The sequence below is a fragment of the Allobosea sp. AK1 genome, assembly GCF_006714945.1.
GTDB classification, from domain to species: Bacteria; Pseudomonadota; Alphaproteobacteria; order Rhizobiales; family Beijerinckiaceae; genus Allobosea; species Allobosea robiniae.
Window position 1 is genome coordinate 3,946,793 of the sequence record NZ_VFMG01000001.1, and the last position, 17,425, is coordinate 3,964,217.

Annotated in this window: 16 protein-coding genes; 4 read left to right on the forward strand and 12 right to left on the reverse strand. The window is 67.3% G+C overall.

Annotated elements, in window-relative coordinates:
- Window positions 1-79 precede the first annotated feature (79 nt).
- From gcvPA to FHT98_RS19045, 3 genes are all read left to right on the forward strand, one after another.
- On the forward strand, window positions 80-1,420 hold the full coding sequence (gene gcvPA / locus FHT98_RS19035) for an aminomethyl-transferring glycine dehydrogenase subunit GcvPA (protein ID WP_091855889.1): 1,341 nt from the start codon (window positions 80-82) through the stop codon (window positions 1,418-1,420).
- Window positions 1,420-2,991, forward strand: a complete 1,572-nt coding sequence (gene gcvPB, locus FHT98_RS19040) for an aminomethyl-transferring glycine dehydrogenase subunit GcvPB (protein ID WP_142114935.1) — start codon at window positions 1,420-1,422, stop codon at window positions 2,989-2,991. Before gcvPA ends, gcvPB begins: the two co-directional genes overlap by 1 nt.
- Window positions 2,992-3,116: 125 nt before the next feature.
- On the forward strand, window positions 3,117-4,376 hold the full coding sequence (locus FHT98_RS19045) for a L,D-transpeptidase family protein (RefSeq protein WP_142114936.1): 1,260 nt from the start codon (window positions 3,117-3,119) through the stop codon (window positions 4,374-4,376).
- Between the two features lie 6 nt (window positions 4,377-4,382).
- On the opposite strand, the gene FHT98_RS19050 is transcribed toward FHT98_RS19045, so the two are convergent.
- The 9 genes from FHT98_RS19050 to FHT98_RS19090 all read right to left on the reverse strand — a co-directional run bounded on the left by FHT98_RS19050 (window position 4,383) and on the right by FHT98_RS19090 (window position 13,204).
- Window positions 4,383-5,186 (reverse strand): dienelactone hydrolase family protein, encoded by an 804-nt coding sequence (locus FHT98_RS19050; protein ID WP_185745218.1) that lies wholly within the window; start codon window positions 5,184-5,186, stop codon window positions 4,383-4,385.
- 144 nt (window positions 5,187-5,330) lie between these two features.
- The gene (locus FHT98_RS19055; RefSeq protein ID WP_142114938.1) at window positions 5,331-5,807 is read right to left on the reverse strand and encodes a F0F1 ATP synthase subunit B family protein; all 477 of its coding nucleotides are present in this window, start codon (window positions 5,805-5,807) and stop codon (window positions 5,331-5,333) included.
- Window positions 5,808-5,818: 11 nt separating this feature from the next.
- Window positions 5,819-6,430, reverse strand: coding sequence for a F0F1 ATP synthase subunit B family protein (locus FHT98_RS19060; RefSeq protein ID WP_082617070.1), 612 nt, complete (start codon window positions 6,428-6,430; stop codon window positions 5,819-5,821).
- 89 nt (window positions 6,431-6,519) lie between these two features.
- Window positions 6,520-6,747, reverse strand: coding sequence for a F0F1 ATP synthase subunit C (locus FHT98_RS19065; RefSeq protein ID WP_038360954.1), 228 nt, complete (start codon window positions 6,745-6,747; stop codon window positions 6,520-6,522).
- 65 nt (window positions 6,748-6,812) lie between these two features.
- Window positions 6,813-7,577, reverse strand: a complete 765-nt coding sequence (locus tag FHT98_RS19070; RefSeq protein ID WP_061964843.1) for a F0F1 ATP synthase subunit A — start codon at window positions 7,575-7,577, stop codon at window positions 6,813-6,815.
- A 42-nt stretch (window positions 7,578-7,619) separates the two neighbouring features.
- Window positions 7,620-8,234 (reverse strand): AtpZ/AtpI family protein, encoded by a 615-nt coding sequence (locus tag FHT98_RS19075; RefSeq protein ID WP_142114939.1) that lies wholly within the window; start codon window positions 8,232-8,234, stop codon window positions 7,620-7,622.
- Window positions 8,235-8,370: 136 nt separating this feature from the next.
- On the reverse strand, window positions 8,371-11,826 hold the full coding sequence (locus FHT98_RS19080; protein WP_142114940.1) for a chromosome segregation SMC family protein: 3,456 nt from the start codon (window positions 11,824-11,826) through the stop codon (window positions 8,371-8,373).
- Between the two features lie 168 nt (window positions 11,827-11,994).
- Window positions 11,995-12,615, reverse strand: coding sequence for a DsbA family protein (locus FHT98_RS19085; protein WP_142114941.1), 621 nt, complete (start codon window positions 12,613-12,615; stop codon window positions 11,995-11,997).
- Between the two features lie 91 nt (window positions 12,616-12,706).
- Complete coding sequence (locus FHT98_RS19090) at window positions 12,707-13,204, reverse strand: DUF721 domain-containing protein (protein ID WP_142114942.1); 498 nt, start codon at window positions 13,202-13,204, stop codon at window positions 12,707-12,709.
- Window positions 13,205-13,290: 86 nt separating this feature from the next.
- Between FHT98_RS19090 and mutY the strand changes: the two genes are divergently transcribed.
- Window positions 13,291-14,355 (forward strand): A/G-specific adenine glycosylase, encoded by a 1,065-nt coding sequence (gene mutY / locus FHT98_RS19095; protein ID WP_142114943.1) that lies wholly within the window; start codon window positions 13,291-13,293, stop codon window positions 14,353-14,355.
- On the opposite strand, the gene FHT98_RS19100 is transcribed toward mutY, so the two are convergent.
- The 3 genes from FHT98_RS19100 to rnhB all read right to left on the reverse strand — a co-directional run bounded on the left by FHT98_RS19100 (window position 14,334) and on the right by rnhB (window position 17,366).
- Complete coding sequence (locus FHT98_RS19100) at window positions 14,334-15,062, reverse strand: peptidoglycan-binding protein (protein ID WP_061964835.1); 729 nt, start codon at window positions 15,060-15,062, stop codon at window positions 14,334-14,336. The genes mutY and FHT98_RS19100 overlap by 22 nt on opposite strands.
- A 101-nt stretch (window positions 15,063-15,163) precedes the next feature.
- Entirely contained in the window at window positions 15,164-16,366 is a 1,203-nt protein-coding gene (locus FHT98_RS19105) for a site-specific DNA-methyltransferase (protein ID WP_142114944.1), read from the reverse strand.
- Between the two features lie 388 nt (window positions 16,367-16,754).
- Window positions 16,755-17,366, reverse strand: a complete 612-nt coding sequence (gene rnhB, locus FHT98_RS19110; protein WP_142114945.1) for a ribonuclease HII — start codon at window positions 17,364-17,366, stop codon at window positions 16,755-16,757.
- Window positions 17,367-17,425 lie beyond the last annotated feature (59 nt).

The window sequence follows — 17,425 nt, forward strand, 5'->3', positions numbered from 1 at the left end:
GTCGCACGGTCCCGTGTCTGCGCAGCGGCATTTCATGCCGCGGCGCGCACGGGATGACACCCCGAAACGGAAACACCTCATGCGCTATCTCCCGCTCACCGATACCGACCGCGAGGACATGCTCGCGCGGATCGGCGTCTCCGATGTCGACGCGCTGTTCAGCGACGTGCCGGCCGGCAAGCTGCTGAAGGCTCCGGTCGATCTGCCCCGCGCCAAGGGGGAGCTCGAGGTCGAGCGCATCCTCGGCAGGATGGCCGGCAAGAACACTGCCGCCTCGGCCGTGCCCTTCTTCGTCGGCGCCGGCGCCTACAAGCACCATGTCCCGGCGACGGTGGATCACCTGATCCAGCGCTCGGAATTCCTGACCAGTTACACGCCCTATCAGCCCGAGATCGCGCAGGGCACGCTGCAATATCTCTTCGAGTTCCAGACCCAGGTCGCCGCGCTGACCGGCATGGAGGTCGCCAACGCCTCGATGTATGACGGCTCGACCGGCACCGGCGAGGCCGTGCTGATGGCGCATCGCGTCACCAAGCGCCGCAAGGCCGTGCTCTCCGGCGGCCTGCACCCGCATTACACCGCGGTCGTCGAGACCCTCTCCGAGATGGCCAGTGACGAGGTCGTCGTCCTGAAGCCCGACGTTTCGGCCCAAGAGGATATCCTTTCCCAGATCGACGACAGCACCTCCTGCGTCGTCGTCCAGTCGCCGGACGTCTTCGGCAACCTGCGCGACCTCAAGCCGATCGCCGAGAAGGCCCATGCCCATGGTGCCCTGCTGATCGCGGTCTTCACCGAAGTCGTCTCGCTCGGCGCCGTCGTGCCGCCGGGCGCGCAGGATGCCGATATCGTCGTCGGCGAGGGCCAGTCGATCGGCAACGCCCTGAACTTCGGCGGCCCCTATGTCGGCCTCTTCGCCGCCAAGTCGAAATATATCCGCCAGATGCCGGGCCGGCTCTGCGGCGAGACGGTCGATTCGACCGGCCAGCGCGGCTTCGTGCTGACGCTCTCGACCCGCGAGCAGCATATCCGCCGCGACAAGGCGACCTCGAACATCTGCACCAATTCCGGCCTCTGCGTGCTGGCCTTCACCATCCACATGACGCTGCTCGGCCAGACCGGCCTGGCCCGTCTCGCCGAGGTGAACCACGCCAATGCCGTGAAGCTTGCTGACGCGCTCGCGGGCGTCGAAGGCGTCACCGTGCTCAACGACAGCTTCTTCAACGAATTCACCGTGAAGCTGAAGAAGCCGGCCGCCGAGGTCGTCGAGGTTCTCGCCGCCAAGGGCATCCTGGCCGGCGTTCCCGTCTCGCGGCTCCTGCCCAAGGCCGGGCTCGATGACCTGCTGATCATCGCCTCGACCGAGGTGAATACCGATGAAGACCGGGCGGCCCTCGTGGCAGCGCTCGTGGAGGTGCTGTGATGCTGAACCGTCAGGGACGTCCCACCCAGGCCGGCGAGGCCTCGCATGAAGAGCACCTCACCTTCACCGGCAACAAGGCTCTGCAGCAGATCGAGCCGCTGATCTTCGAGATCGGCCATCACGAGGCGACCGGCGTCGACATCGACAAGCCGGCGCCGTTCAAGTCGCGCCTCGGCAAGCATGCCCGCCAGGGCGAGATCGGCCTGCCCGGCCTCTCCGAGCCCGAGACGATGCGTCACTATGTGCGCCTCAGCCAGAAGAACTACGGCATCGATACCGGGCTCTTCCCGCTGGGCTCCTGCACGATGAAGCACAATGCCCGCCTTAACGAGAAGGTGGCGCGCTTGCCGGGCTTCTCCGACGTGCACCCGCTCCAGCCGACCTCGAGCGTGCCCGGCGCGCTCGAACTGATGCTGGAGCTCGCCCGCTACCTGATGACGCTCACCGGCATGCCGGCCGTGGCGCTGTCACCGAAGGCCGGCGCCCATGGCGAGGCCTGCGGCATGATGGCGATCAAGGCTGCCATCGCGGCGAAGGGCGAGGGCGCGACCCGCAACGTCGTGCTCGTCCCCGAATCGGCCCACGGCACCAATCCGGCCACCGCGGCCCTGATCGGCTTCTCGGTGAAGGCGGTTCCGGCCCGTCCGGATGGCACCGTCGCGGTCGAGGACGTCAAGGCCCTGCTCGGGCCGGACATCGCTGCGATCATGCTGACCAACCCGAACACCTGCGGCATCTTCGAGCCGCAGATCGTCGAGATCGCCGCGGCGATGCATGAGGCCGGAGCCTATTTCTACTGCGACGGCGCCAACTTCAACGCCATCGTCGGCAAGGCTCGGCCCGGTGATCTCGGCGTCGACGCGATGCATATCAACCTGCACAAGACCTTCTCGACGCCCCATGGCGGCGGCGGTCCCGGTGCCGGCCCGGTCGTGCTCTCCGAGCGTCTGGCGCCCTTCGCGCCGGTGCCCTTCATCCATGTCGAGAACGACAAGCCGCATCTGGTCGAGTCGCGCGGTGAGGCGCCGGCGGGCAACAAGCCCTTCGGCCGGATGACCGCCTTCCACGGCCAGATGGGCATGTATGTCCGCGCGCTCGCCTACATGCTGAGCCACGGCTCGGACGGCATGCGCCAGGCCTCCGAGGATGCGGTGCTGAACGCGAACTATATCCGCGCCGGCCTTGCCGACCTGATGTCGCTGCCCTTCCCGGACCATCCCTCGATGCACGAGGTGCTGTTCGACGACGAATGGCTGAAGGGCTCGGGCGTCTCGACGCTCGATTTCGCCAAGGCGATGATCGATGAGGGCTACCACCCGATGACGGTGTATTTCCCGCTGGTCGTCCATGGCGCCATGCTGATCGAGCCGACCGAGTCGGAATCAAAAGCGGCGCTCGACCTCTTCATCGCGACGCTGCGCGACCTCGCCATCGCGGCCAAGGGCAATGACAAGGAGCGCTTCACCAGCGCCCCGCATCACGCCCCGATCCGCCGCCTCGACGAGACCCGCGCCGCCCGCTCGCCGGTGCTGAAATGGGAAAAGCCGGCTCCGGCCCAGGCGGCGGAGTAAGGCGCCTCCCGCCATGCTGACGGCATTCGTCAGCATGGTGAAGGATGCTGATCGCTTCTTAAGCATTCCTTGACCATGTCGCGGAATGATCCCCCGGTGCCGCTCTCTGCGGCCCGGGGGTTTTCATGTCTGCGCGTCCCTCCATCCTCGCTCTTGCGGCTGCGGCTCTGCTGGCCTCGACGGCGCTCGTGCGTGCCAACGAGCCGAGCTACGGCCCCAACACCTATGACCGCACGCTCGAGGCGCTGATCGCCCATGAGGACGTCGCCAATCGCGGCGGCTGGCCCAAGGTGCCGGCGAGCGTCACCGCGCTGAAGCCGGATTCGCAAGGGCCGGATGTCACTGTTCTGAAGCAGCGTCTGCTCGCCAGCGGCGATCTCGCATCCGAGGCCATCGCCGGCGACGTCTATGACGCCAACGTGACCGAGGCGGTGAAGCGCTTCCAGCGTCGGCACGGCCTGTCGGATCTCGGAACGGTCGGACGCCTGACCCTGAAGGCGATGAACACGCCGGTCGAATCGCGTCTGAACCAGCTCACCGCGACGCTGGAGCGGCTCAAGGGCAACGGCTTCAACTTCGCCAGCCGCTATGTCGTGGTGAACATCCCCGGCGCCAGCGTCGAGGCGGTCGAGAATGGCACGGTCGCCCAGCGCCACCTCGCCATCGTCGGTCGCCCGGACCGGCCCTCGCCGGTGATCCAGGCCAATATCACCTCGGTGAACCTCAATCCCTACTGGACGGCGCCGATGTCGATCGTGAAGGCCGACATCATCCCGCATATGCGCAAGGATCCGGGCTTCATCGCCAAGTCGAACATGAAATTGCTCGGCGCCGAGAACAAGGAAATCGACCCGGCGAGCGTCAACTGGGCGACGCTGAAGAGCCCCTATTTCTACGTCCGACAGGAGCCGGGGCCGACCAACTCTCTCGGCCAGCTCAAGATCGACATGCCCAACAGCGAAGCTGTCTACATGCACGACACGCCGAAGAAGACGCTGTTCCGCAACGACGTTCGCTTCAACTCCTCCGGCTGCGCCCGCATCGAGGGCGTCCGCGACCTCGCCGCCTGGCTGCTGGAAGGCTCGGAATGGACCCGCCAGTCGATCGAGGACGAGATCGCCAAGGGCGAGCGCAAGAACATTACGCTGAAGAAGTCGGTCCCGGTCGCATGGGTCTATCTCACCGGCTGGCAGGGCGCCGACGGCCAGGTCCAGTTCCGCGACGACATCTATGGATTGGATACGCCGCAAGGCATCGTCACCTCGACGATCCAGGCCCGCAAGCCGAAGCCGAAGGCGGCGGTGATCCCGCCGGCAAGGCCTGTGGCGGCGCCGATAGCAGCCTCGGGCAATCCGCCGGCAGCGACGGCGACCGCCAGCAACTGACGCCGCTCAGGGGCGCTTCAGGATCGCCATCACCGCGTCGATCGCCGCCGCACGCGCCTTCGGGTCGCTGCCGATCGTGACCATGCCGTCTGGCCGTTGCGAATAGGCAGCCTTGCGCTCGCGCAGTTTCAGGCTCGGATGGTCGAAATCGTGATAGGCGCCGGGAAAGCCGACGAAGCGCGCCCCGCCGCCGTGGGCGAGCTCCTCGCACGGGGCGGCCGGCGTCCAGTCGTCGGCAAGGCCCTGGAAGATCGCGGTATCGGTCTGCGCTTGCCAGCCGCGCTTCAGGATGACGCGGCAGCCGGGATAGAAGGCGATGACATGACGCAGGCGCTTGGCCTCAGGCACGCCCGCAATGCGCAAAGCCGTCGAGCCGCCATTCGACCAGCCGATCAGCGCGATGGGCTGCTTGGCGGCGAAATCCTGTTTCTCCAGCCAGTCGATGGCGGCGAAGGCATCGCGCGCACGGCCTGCCGGCGTCAGCGCGCGCTCGCGGTCATTGCATAAAGCCTTGATGCCGCGCGGCCCGAAGCTGTCGACGAGAAGCACGGCATAGCCGGAGCGGTTGAGGCGCTTCGACCAGTCGCTCTCGCGGATATTGATCTCGCCCGAGCGCCTGTAGAGCCCGGCGCAGCCATGCAGGCCGATGACGACCGGGAAGGGACCTGCTCCAGCCGGCCGCGCCAGCCAGCCCACGAGACCAACCGAATCGCGCGAAGGGAACGCCACTTTCTCGAAGGCGTTCGCAGGGCCTGCTGCCGCAGCGACGGAGACGATCGCGATGAGCACACGGGCAAGGCGGCCGATCATCTCGAAACTCCTGGGGGCGCTGATGCACGGCAGACGGCGGTGACGGCCCGCATCCCGCATCGGGATTCCGGCAGGAGAGGGGCAAAGAAAAACGCCGCGTCCTTGCGGGCGCGGCGTCGATTGATTGAGCAATCGGCTCAAGGCTCAGTTGAGCTTGGCCTTGACCTCGGTCAGCCCTGCCGCGAAGGCGGCTTCACCAGCCTTGCCGGCCATCTGGCCGCGCAGGATGGTCTCGGCGGCCTTGGTGGCGGCCTCCGCAGCCGCGGCGCGAACCTCGGCCTCGGCCTGGCTCTCAGCCTGGGCGATCTTCTCCTCGGCCGCCTTGGTGCGGCGCGCGACGAAGTCGGCAAGCTTGGCTTCGGCTTCCGCCGCGAGACGCTTGGCCTCGCTATTGGCGGAAGAGACGATCTCGGCAGCTTCGGCCTCGGCAGCCTTGCGCTTGGCATCGTATTCGGCGAGCAGCTTCTCGGCCTCCTGACGCAGGCGGCGGGCTTCCGCCAGCTCCTGCGCGACCTTCTCGCCACGCGAGTCGAGCGCCTTCACGATCGCGCCCGGCACGCCGAACTTGACCAGGATGGCAAGGAAGATGACGAGCGCGACGCCGACCCAGAAAGTATCCATTTGAACTCTCCTCAGCCGTGCGTCAGGGCCTGGTCGACAGCCGCCGACGCCTCGCTGGCGCTGGGAGCCTGACCGGTCAGCTTGGCGACGATGGCGACAGCGATGTCGCTGCCGAGATCGCGCACGTTGCCCATCGCCTTGGTCTTGGTCTTGGCGATGGTCGCCTCGGCCTGCGCCATCTTGGCGGCAAGCTCGGCCTCGGTGGCGTGACGCTGGGCGTCGCTCGCCTTGGCGCCGGCCTCGCGCGCCGTCTGGGCGATGCCCTGGGCGTTCTTGCGCGCTTCGGCGAGGGCCTTCTCATAGGCCTGCGCCATGTCCTCGGCCTTGGCCTGCATCTGCGTGGCCTGGTCGAGATCCCGGCCGATCGTCTCGGCGCGCTCTTCCAGGATGGAGCCGAGGCGCGGCAGCGCGACCTTGGACATCAGCCAGTAGAGAGCGGCGAAGGTGACGGCGAGCCAGAACAGGTTGCTGGCGAAGTGCGCGGGGTCGAAGGGCGGGAAGGAAGCCTTCTCGCCGCTCAGGCCCGGAGTGGCAGCCTGCGCCGCACCCGCCGCCAGAGTGGCGAACGAGCCGACAGCCAGAAGCCATCCTTGTCGCGCGAACCCTGAAGATCGAACCGGCATAGCGTGCCTTTCAGCGCTTAAGATACGGAACCGTCGCGCGTCGGCCGGAATGGCCCGAACGCGCGACGAGAAAGCGGTCGACGAAAGCGTCAGACCACGAAGAGCAGCACGAGCGCGACGACGAACGCGAAGATGCCCAGACCTTCGGCGAGCGCCGCGCCGATGAACGCGCGCGGGAACTGGCCGTCGGCGGCCGACGGGTTGCGCAGAGCGCCCGAGAGGAAGTTGCCGAAGATGGTGCCGACGCCGATGGCGGCGAGGCCCATGCCGAGCGAGGCGAGGCCGGCGCCGATGAACTTGGCTGCAACAGGATCCATGGTGTTTCTCCAGTGTGGAAGGTTTTGACGGGTGGGATGAACTCTCGCGAGCGCTGCCCCTGGCCTCAGTGGCCGGGGTGCAGCGCGTCGTTGAGATAGACGCAGGTCAGGATCGCGAAGACATAGGCCTGCAGGATGCCGACGATGACCTCGAGCGCCGTCAGCGCAACCGCCAGCAGCAGCGGCAGCGGCGCGATGGCGTAGTTCAGCGCAGCACCCGAGCCCAGCAGCACGACGACGAAGCCGCCGAAGACCTTGAGCGCGATATGGCCGGCGAGCATGTTGCCGAACAGACGAAGCGAGAGCGAAACCGGGCGCGACAGGAAGGAGACGGCCTCGATCAGCACCATGAAGGGCAGGAGCCAGCCGGGCACGCCCGACGGCACGAACAGGCCGAAGAAATGGCTGCCATGCTTCACGACGCCGTAGACCACCACAATCGTCATGACGAGCAGCGCCAGGGCGGCGGTGACGATGATCTGGCTGGTGACGGTGAAGGAGCCGGGCAGCAGGCCGAGCAGATTGCTCGCCAGCACGAACATGAACAGCGAGAACACGAACGGGAAGAATTTCAGGCCGTCTTTGCCCATCACGCCCGTCATCGTCGATGCGACGAACTCATAAGCCATCTCGGCGAGCGACTGCAGGCGGCCGGGGACGACCGCACGCTGGCTCGAGCCATAGATCATGATGGCGGAAACGACGGCGAGCACGATCACCATCCACAGCGAGGTGTTGGTGAAGGAGAGGTCGATGCCGAACGGCTTCAGCTCCACGATCGGAGCGATGTGGAATTGGTGGATCGGATCGATTCCGCCGCCGGCCGCCATGGTCTCGTTCCTCGTCGCGCGGCCTGGATGGCCGCCTTTCGATCAATTGTCCTTCGGACCGCCCTTCGACCCGGAGGTCGGACGCGAACCGAGCCGATAGACGGATCTGAAGCCCGCGATGGTTCCGATCACCATGAAGGCGATCAGCAGGAACGGAGAGGTTCCCAGCCACCGGTCGCCGAGGTACCCGATCAGGGCGCCTGCGATGATGCCACCTGCGAGATCCGTCGCGGCGCGAAAGCCTGAGGACATCGCGCCCGCAAGCGCCTTGTCCTCTCCAACCGGGCTCGCGCCCGGCTTTTCGTTCTCTTCCGCCCGCTTGATCGCGGTCTTCAGGGAACCCAGTCTTGCGCGCAACTCCGAGTCTGAGGCGTTTGGGTCGGGTTCGGACATGGTCTTGGCCTCCGTCTTGATCGCGTTTACGTCGCGATCCCGCGAAAAACCACTATAACCACGACCAAACCCGCGCATCGAGCCGTCGTCAGCACGGCCTCCTTTATTGGCAGCCCCCGGCGCTGTCAAGACAGGGGGATAATGTCTAACGCATTGGAATATATATAAATTCTGGCAAAGTGCGACAATCTCGCCGCATTGCGGGAGCGAATGTGGCATTTTTTCAGCGGCGTCGGCGGGTTTTCCCAAGGCGTTCGTGAGCAAAGCAGCACAACAGCCAGGCCGTCATTCTCGGGCGAAGCGGAGCGCAGCCCCGAGAATCTCGGGACGAGAGACCTTGGGAGCCTCCTTCGGCCTGAGATGCTCGGGTCAGGCCCGAGCATGACGGCGCATCTCGCTTTTACCCGGCCTCGCGGATGCGCTCTGCCGTCGCGAGGTCGACCGATACCATCTGGCTCACCCCGCGTTCCGCCATGGTCACCCCGAAGAGGCGCTCCATCCGCGCCATGGTGATCGGATTGTGCGTGATCAGGATGAAGCGGGTTTCGGTATTGCGGGCCATGTCGACGAGCAGGTCGCAGTAGCGCTCGACATTGGCATCGTCGAGCGGCGCGTCGACCTCGTCGAGCACGCAGATCGGCGAGGGATTGGTCAGGAACACCGCGAAGATCAGCGCGGTCGCGGTCAGCGCCTGCTCGCCGCCGGAGAGCAGCGTCATCACCTGCGGCTTCTTGCCGGGTGGCCGCGCGAAAATCTCCAGCCCGGCATCGAGGGGGTCTTCCGAATCCACCAGCCTGAGCTCGGCCTCGCCGCCACCGAACAGCACGCCGAACAGCCGCTGGAAATGGCCGTTGACGATATCGAAGGCAGCGATCAATCGCTCGCGGCCTTCGCGGTTCAGCGCCCCGATCGCCTGCCGCAGGCGACGGATCGCCTCGGTCAGGTCGTCGCGCTCACCGGCAAGCCCTTCGCGCTTGGCCTTCACCTCGGTCAGTTCGTCCTCGGCGCGCAGGTTGACCGCGCCGAGCCGTTCGCGCTCGCCCTTGAGATTGGCGAGCCGCCGCTCGACCGCTTCCGGCTCCGGCAGCGGATCGCCCGGCTTGATGCCGGCGATCGATTGCAACCCGTCGAGACCGGTATCGAGACCATCCTCGATCTGCCTGATGATGTCGGCGACGCGCTGGCGGGCGGCCTCGAGCCGCGCTTCGGCCGAAGCGCGCCGCTCGCGGGCGCTGGACAGGCCTTCGAGCGCGATGCGGGCCTGCCGATCAGCCTCTGCCAGGGTCGTCTCGCCGGCGGCGAGCCTGTCGGCCGCCTCCCGGCGCGCTGCCTCGGCCTGCTCGATCTCGGCGACGAGGCGCCGCCGTTCGATCAGGAAGGTGTCGGGCGCTTCGAGAAGTGTCTTCTGCTCGGCGCGGGCGGCCTCGATCCGGCGCGCAGTCTCTTCCGCGCTGTGCCGGCTCGCAGCGGCACGTTCCGTCCAAGCCTTGATATCGGCGGCGATCCCGGCGCGGCGTCGGCTGCGCAATTCGACCTCCCGCGCCAGCGTCTGCACGCGTGCGCGGGCATCTGAGGCAGCCGAGCGGCGCTCGCCGAGCTGCACGCGGGCCTTGAGCAGCGTGTTTTCAAGCTCCGCCGGAGCGGGCAGGGCGGCAAGCCCGGCTTCATGGGTCGCGGTCAGGCTTGTCGCTTCGGAAACCGCCTGGCCCAGCCGCTTGATCGCCTCGGCCAGCGTCGAGCGCTTCACCAGCGTCTCGGCAGCCTTGTGTTCGGCGCTGGCCAGGTGCTGACGGTCCTGATCGACGACCCGCCGGGCCTGCCGCGTCGCTTCGATCGCGACAGTTTCGGCCTGTGCGGCAGCGCGTGCCGCAGTCCCTGCGGTTTCCAGGGCCTTGCGGGTTGTTTCGGCGGCTGAGCGCGCGGCCTTCGCCTCCTTTTCGAGATCGCCGAGGCGATTCTTCTCCGACAAGCGCCGCGCCGCAGGGGAAGGGGCATCCGCGGCGCTGGTAAAGCCGTCCCAGCGCCAGAGATCGCCTTCGCGCGAAACCAGGACCTGCCCCTGTTTCAATTGCAGGCGAGCGGCCTCGCCAGCCCCGCGCGCGACCACGCCGATCTGGGCGAGGCGCCGCTGCAGCGCGGCCGGAGCCTCGACATGGCCGAGCAGGGATTCGATGCCGTCAGGTAAAGCCGGGTCGCCGGTGCCGGGGCCCGTATCGTCCCAATGCGCCGGCGCATTCGCCTCGGCGGAGGCGTCGAGATCATCGCCCAGCGCCGCGCCGAGCGCGATCTCGTAGCCCTTCGCGACGCTGATCGCGTCGAGGACCGCCGGCCAGCGATCCCCGGCGGCCGGAGCGAGCAGCTTGCGCAGCGTGCCGATCTCGGTGTCGAGCCGCTGCGCGCGCCGATCCGCCTCGGCAAGCGGTGCGCGCAATTCCGTCTCGCGCTCGCGCGCCGCCGCGACGGCGTTCCGAGCCGAAACGGTCCCGGCCTCGGCCGCCAGTGCTGCCTTTTCCGCTGCAGCCACCGCTTCGCGCAGCCTGTCCAACGCAATCTTGGTGTCGGACGCATCGAGCGCAGTTTGCTCGCGGCGCAGCTTGTCCTGTTCGGCCGTCGCCCGGTCGCGACGTTCGCCGGCCTCTCGAACCGAGCGCTCCAGCGCATCGCGCCGCGCGGTGAGTTCGGACAATCCCGCCTGGGCGGAAGCATGCTCTGCCTCGGCTGCGGCGAGCACATCTTCCGCCTCCCGCTGCGTCGTTGCCGCTGCTTCGGCATCCCCTGCGGCGCCGTCGTTCTCGCCCGCAAGCGCGGCATCCTCTTCCGCCAGCCGGGCGAGACTGTCGGAAGCATCGCGGCCGATGCTCTCCTGCCGCGACAGGTCAGCCTGCAATTCGGCGAGGCGCTTGCCGAGTTCCTCAGTGCGCTGGCGGGCACGCCTGTTCTCGGCTTCGAGCTCGTCCAGCCCGCGCTTCAACCGGACCAGAGCGGCGGCGGCCGTCGCCTCGCCCTCGCGCAAGGCCGGCAATTCGTGCGCGGCGATGGCCTGTCGCTTGGCAGCCTCGGCCTGGAGCCCGGTCTGGTCGGCAACGCCGCGCACCGCTTCTTCCAGCACATGCGTGGCCTGCGCCTCCTGGGCGCGGGCGTCGTGCAGGGCGATGACGGCGAGCGTCGCCTCGGCCCGGCGGATATCGGAAGCGAGGCTGCGATAGCGCCCGGCCTGCCGTGCCTGACGCTGCAGGGCGTCGATCTGCCCGTCGATCTCGCCGAGCACGTCTTCCAGCCGGGTCAGATTGTCTTCCGCGCCGCGCAAGCGCAGCTCCGCCTCGTGACGACGGCTGTGCAGGCCGGCGATGCCGGCGGCGTCCTCAAGGATGCGCCGGCGCGATTGCGGCTTGGCCGAGATGATCTCGCTGATCTGTCCCTGCCGGACGAGGGCCGGCGAGCGCGCGCCGGTCGCGGCATCGGCGAAGAGGAGCTGCACATCCTTGGCCCGCACCTCCTTGCCGTTGATGCGGTAGGTCGAGCCTTCCTCGCGCTCGATCCGGCGCGTGACCTCCAGCACATCGGCCTCGTTGAAGGCGGCCGGCGCCTTGCGGTCGCTGTTGTCGAGGGTCAGCGAGACCTCGGCCATGTTGCGGGCCGGGCGCTCGTTCGAGCCGCCGAAGATGACGTCGTCCATCCCCGAGCCGCGCATGTTCTTGAACGAGCTTTCGCCCATCACCCAGCGCAGCGCTTCGACGAGATTGGACTTGCCGCAGCCGTTCGGACCGACGACGCCGGTCAGCCCGGGCTCGATCAGGAACTCGGTCGGCTCGACGAAGGTCTTGAAGCCGGCGAGCTTGAGGCGCGTCAGATGCATGGGCGCGCCGCTATTCTTCCTTCTCCCCTCGGGGGAGAAGGTGTCTGCGTAGCAGACGGGTGAGGGGCGGTTCGCGCTGCCCGGCCCGTGCTTCCCTCATCCGTCAGCGCTTCGCGCTGCCACCTTCTCCCCCGAGGGGAGAAGGGATCGCGCGCGAAAACCGCCGCCTCAATTGCCGAGGAGCGGCTCCAGGATCTTGTCGAATTCGGCGATCGTGAGCGCACCGGATCGCTTCTGCCCATTGATGAAAAAGGTCGGCGTCGAATCCACGCCAGCCTTGGCCCCACCATCCTTCACCACCGTGACGGCGTCATAGATGTCCTGGCGTTTCAAGCAGGCTTCAAAGGATTCCTGTGTGAAACCGGCCTGTTTCACCAGCGCGGAGAGGGCGTCGACCGGCTTGTCGGTGAAGGCCCAGTTGCGCTGCTGCGCGAAAAGCAGGTCCGTCATCGGGACATACTTGTCGTTGCCGTTGCAGCGGGCGAGCATGAAACCGGCCGTCGCCAGCGGATCGAGCGGGAATTCGCGCAGCGTGAAGCGCACCTTGCCGGTGTCGATGTATTTCTTCTTCAGCTCCGGCCAGGTCGTCTCGTGGAAATGCGCGCAATGCGAGCAGGTCATCGAGGCATATTCGACGATGGTGACCTTGGCATCGGCCGGGCCGAGCCAGACGTCCCCGAGGGGGCCGGCATCGGGCAGCTTGGTCTGGGCCCGCGCGGCGTTACCACCGGCGAGCGCGGCAGCGGCGATGCCGGCTGCGCCGGTCAGGAGCTGTCGCCTGTTCGTCATCGTGAAAGATCCTCGGAAGGTCAAAGTCGCTTGGAGCTATAGTGGTCAGTGCGATTGTGGCAAGAGCGCATCCTGCTGCGCACCGCGCTGCTCACGAAGCCGTGTCATCGCCTCGCGTTTTCGCGTTGAGCGCCACCGCCCGGCCAAGCCGGGCCAGCGCCTCGCGCAGGCCCTCGTCGGCGACGCCGGCAACCTGAGCCTCGACGCGGGCAGCAGTCGCTCCGTCCAGCTTGGGCACCGGCTTCGACATGACGGGCGCCGCGACCGGCCCCTGCTTGAGTACGAGCTTGCCGACGGCGCGCCAGCCGAGATGGGTGTTGACGCGCTCGACCAGCAATGGCCCGAGCTGCTGCATCTCCAGCGCGAAGGCGCTTTCGACCCGCACCACCATGGTCGCCGGCTCGGAAGCCTCGCCCGGTGCCGGGCGGCGCCGTGGCCAGTCGATCTTGAGCGGGCGCGAGCGCGCCGCCAGCCGCTCGCCTGCGATCTCCGGCCAGAGCGAGACGATGGCGCGTCCCGCGAAACCCTGCGCGGCGAGCGCGGGCGCGATGCAGTCGTCGATCAGCTCTGCGAGGGGTTTGGCGGACATGGCTTTATAGTGGGCGCGGGCACGGTCGCCTGCAAGCGGTGCATGAAGCCGCTTGCGGTCACCCATGGCTGCGCTACATCCGGATCATGACCTCCGAGGCCCGCGCCGCCGATCTTCTCACCTGGTACGACCGCCATCGCCGCGCGCTGCCCTGGCGTGCGGTTGCGGGTGAACGGCCCGATCCCTATCGCGTCTGGGCCTCCGAGATCATGCTGCAGCAGACCACGGTCACGGCGGTGAAGCCCTATTACGAGCGCTTCATGGCCCGCTTTCCGACAGTGCAGGCTCTCGCCGAGGCGCCTTCGGAAGAGGTCATGCAGGCCTGGGCCGGGCTCGGCTATTATTCGCGCGCCCGCAATCTCCATGCCTGCGCCCAGGCGGTGATGGAGAACCATCGCGGCCGTTTCCCGGATACGGAGGAGGGCTTGCGCGCCCTGCCGGGCATCGGCGCCTATACGGCCGGCGCCGTCGCGGCGATCGCCTTCGACCGGCCGGCTGCGGCAGTCGACGGCAATGTCGAGCGCGTGATGACCCGTCTCTTCGCGATCGCGGACGAATTGCCCGGCGCCCGGTCCTTGATTCGCGAGAGGGTTCTGGCGCTGCTGCCGCACGATCGGCCGGGCGATTTCGCCCAGGCGCTCATGGATCTCGGCGCCACGATCTGCACGCCGCGCAGTCCGGCCTGCGGCCTCTGCCCCTGGCGCGAGCCGTGCCAAGCCAGGATTGCCGGCATGCAGGAGAGTTTTCCGCGCAAGGCGCCGAAGAAGGCCGGAGTGACACGCTACGGCGCGGCCTTCGTGCTGGCGCGTGCGGATGGCGCGATCCTGCTGCGCACCAGACCGGCCAAGGGCCTACTCGGCGGCATGGCCGAGGTGCCGACCAGCGAATGGCGGGCCGATTACGAACTCGACGGCGCCGCGCAGGACGCGCCATTGCCGCTGAGCTGGACCCAGGTCGTGGAACCGGTCCGCCATGTCTTCACGCATTTCCCGCTGGAACTGACGGTGTTCACAGGCAGCGTTCCCGAGCGCACGCAGGCCCCGGCCGGGATGCGTTTCACCAAGTTGGCGAACCTCGCCGGTGAACCGCTGCCGAGCCTCATGCTGAAGGTCGTCGAGCGCGCCGGGCTCTATAGCTCGAAGACGCGATAGGTCATCGTCGGCAGTTCGACGGACCATTTGAAATAGCCCTTCGAATAGATCTTGCCGCGGTTCGGCGGCCAGGGATCGTGGATGCGCAGCGTCGTGCCGGTGCCGTCAGGATTGCCGTCACCGCGCATGCCGACGATGACGATCATGTGGCCGGGGCTGCCGCGACCGGCCGTGTACTCGTCGACACGCCAGAGCATGTCGAACATCAGCGGCCCACGGGCGACCGCCTGCCTGAGCTGCTCGACCGACCAGGACTGGGGCGCGTTGCAGCGCAGCCCATGGATGCGGCCATAGCGCTGGCCGGTCACGATCGCCTGGTCGCTTTCGGAGGAGTTCAGCAGCCCGCCATCGGAGGCGATCATGTCCGGCGGCGTCCTGGCGATGATGATCGGCACGGTCGATTTCTTCATCATCGCCGTCGAGGTCGCCCAGCAGGTCGTGTTGGTCGGCTGCGCGATGAAGGGAACATTGTGCAGGATCGGCGCGAAGGCCTCGGTATCGTAGAGGCAGGCCTGTGTGGCCGGCCCGGCCTGACCATCCTCGACCAGCCAGTTCTTGCGCTGGAAGGCAAGGACCGCGTTGTGGGTCATGGTGCCGAACTGGCCATCGGGCACGAGCTTCGGGATCGGCTTCAGTTTCGCGTTCAGCGCTTCCTGAAGCGTCTTGACCTCGGGTCCGCGGGACCCGTTCTTGAGGATCGTCGCCATGCTGCCGCCCTCGCTGTCCTATGTTCAGGATGCGCGCGCCGGTGGCGAACGCGCATCCTTCGAACATATGACGATAGGGCAGGGGGCGCGAGGCCGGCGGTTCAGGCCGCCGCCATCTGCGCCCTGATCTCGCCGCGCAGCGCGTCGAGCACGGTCAGCCCGCCCTGGCGCTCGACATGCCAGAAGGTCCAGCCGTTGCAGGCTGGCAGGCCTTGCGCCAGCGCACCGACCTTGTGGATCGAGCCCACGGCCGGGCCGAGGATCAGCGTGCCGTCGGCGCGGATCACGGCCTTGTGGCGGCGCTTCTCGTCATGGACGGTCTCGCCGGCCTTCACCAGCCCGGCCTCGACCAGGCTGAGGAAGGGCACGCGCGGCTCGCTGCGCTTGGAGGGCGCGGTCGAGAACGCTTCCGGCGCCAGCGGCGTCACCGCCGCGATGCGCTCGCGCGCTGCCTTGGCATAGACCGGGTCGCGCTCGAGGCCGATGAAATGGCGGCCCAGAGCCTTGGCGACGGCGCCGGTCGTGCCCGTGCCGAAGAACGGATCGAGGATGACGTCGCCGGGATTGGAGGCCGAGAGCAGCACGCGGGCCAGCAGCGCCTCCGGCTTCTGTGTCGGATGCACCTTGGCGCCGCTGTCGTCCTTCAGGCGCTCGTCGCCGGTGCAGAGCGGCAGGTACCAGTCCGAGCGCATCTGAAGGTCGTCATTGCCGCCCTTCAGCGCCTCGTAATGGAAGGTGTATTTGGAGGCTTCGCCGCGCGCCGCCCAGATCAGCGTCTCATGCGCGTTGGTGAAGCGCCGGCCGCGGAAATTCGGCATCGGATTGGCCTTGCGCCAGACGATGTCGTTCAGCATCCAGAAGCCGAGATCCTGCAGCGTCGCGCCGACGCGGAAGATGTTGTGGTAGCTGCCGATCACCCACAGCGCCCCGTCCGGCTTCAGCACGCGCCGCGCGGCCGCAAGCCAGTCGCGGGTGAAGCGGTCGTAATCGGAGAAGGAGGCGAACTTGTCCCAGTCGTCGTCGACGGCATCGACGAGGCTGTCGTCGGGCCGGCGCAGATCGCCGCCGAGCTGGAGGTTATAGGGGGGGTCGGCAAAGATGAGATCGACGCTTGCCGGTGGCAGTGCGTTCATCGCCGCGACGCAGTCGCCTACGAGAATCTGATCGAGCGGCAGCTCCCGCGGAGCGCCGATATGTTCGGGAAGGCCTTTGGCCTTCATCCGAGCCCCCAGTGCAGGCCGTCCGGTACGCGAAACCTGAATCCGGACGGGAGCACTGGCGGTCCCGGTACGCAAAACACCCATGACACCAAGACCGTTACGCAACTTCAACGAGGGCGATCTTGGTCGGACAGGGTAAAGGTCGGGTTTCCGCTTTGAAAAAAATGCGTCCCATTCTGGGGCTGCAGATTTTGCCTAGCCCATTGGCAATCAAGAGAAATTCGTAAACGGCGGTTAACGTCTCAGGCTGCCGTAAGGGCAGCTTTCGAGGGTGTTCGGTGAGGTCCGGGAGCCGTGTTTCCCGTCATGGTCGGGCTTGTCCCGGCCATCCACGTCTTCCTTCAGCAAGGGCGGTGTTCAAGACGTGGATGCTCGCCACAAGGGCGAGCATGACGGAGTGAAATACGGCCGAGCTCACGGAGGTCGGACAGAGGCTTCCTCCCCACCGAGGAACGACGCGCGAGGCCGCGGCCTACCGGAACCACACGCCCTTCACCGGCGCGAAGGAATAGCGGTGTTCCGGGCAGGGGCCGTGCGCGGTGATTGCCTTGCGATGCTGCGGCGTCGCATAGCCGACATGGCTGGAGAAGCCATAATCCGGATAGCGCTTGCACAGCCGCGCCATCATCCGGTCGCGCGTCACCTTGGCGATGATCGACGCTGCCGCGATCGAGGCGATCTGCCCGTCGCCCTGGATGATCGCCTCGCAGGAACAGGCGAATTGCGGCGGGTCGTTGCCGTCGACCAGGATATGCAGCGGTGCCAGCGGCAGGCCGGCGACGGCCCGGCGCATCGCCAGCAGCGTCGCCTGGCGGATGTTGATGGCGTCGATTTCGACGGCCGTCACGCTGGCGACGGAGACGGCCAGCGCCCGTTCCATGATTTCGCCGAAGAGTTCTTCGCGGATCGCAGCCGAGAGCTTCTTCGAATCGTCGAGTCCATCAGGCACGCGCTCGGGGTCGAGGATCACGGCGGCCGCCACGACCGGGCCGGCCAGCGGCCCACGTCCGACCTCGTCGATGCCGGCCAGCGGCCAGCGGCCGTTGGCAATGGCGGATGTCTCGCGGTTGAAATCGGCGGGCATGGCGGGGTTATGCAGCAGAGCACAGCGCGGGGCCAGAGCCGTCTTTTCCTCGCTCCACG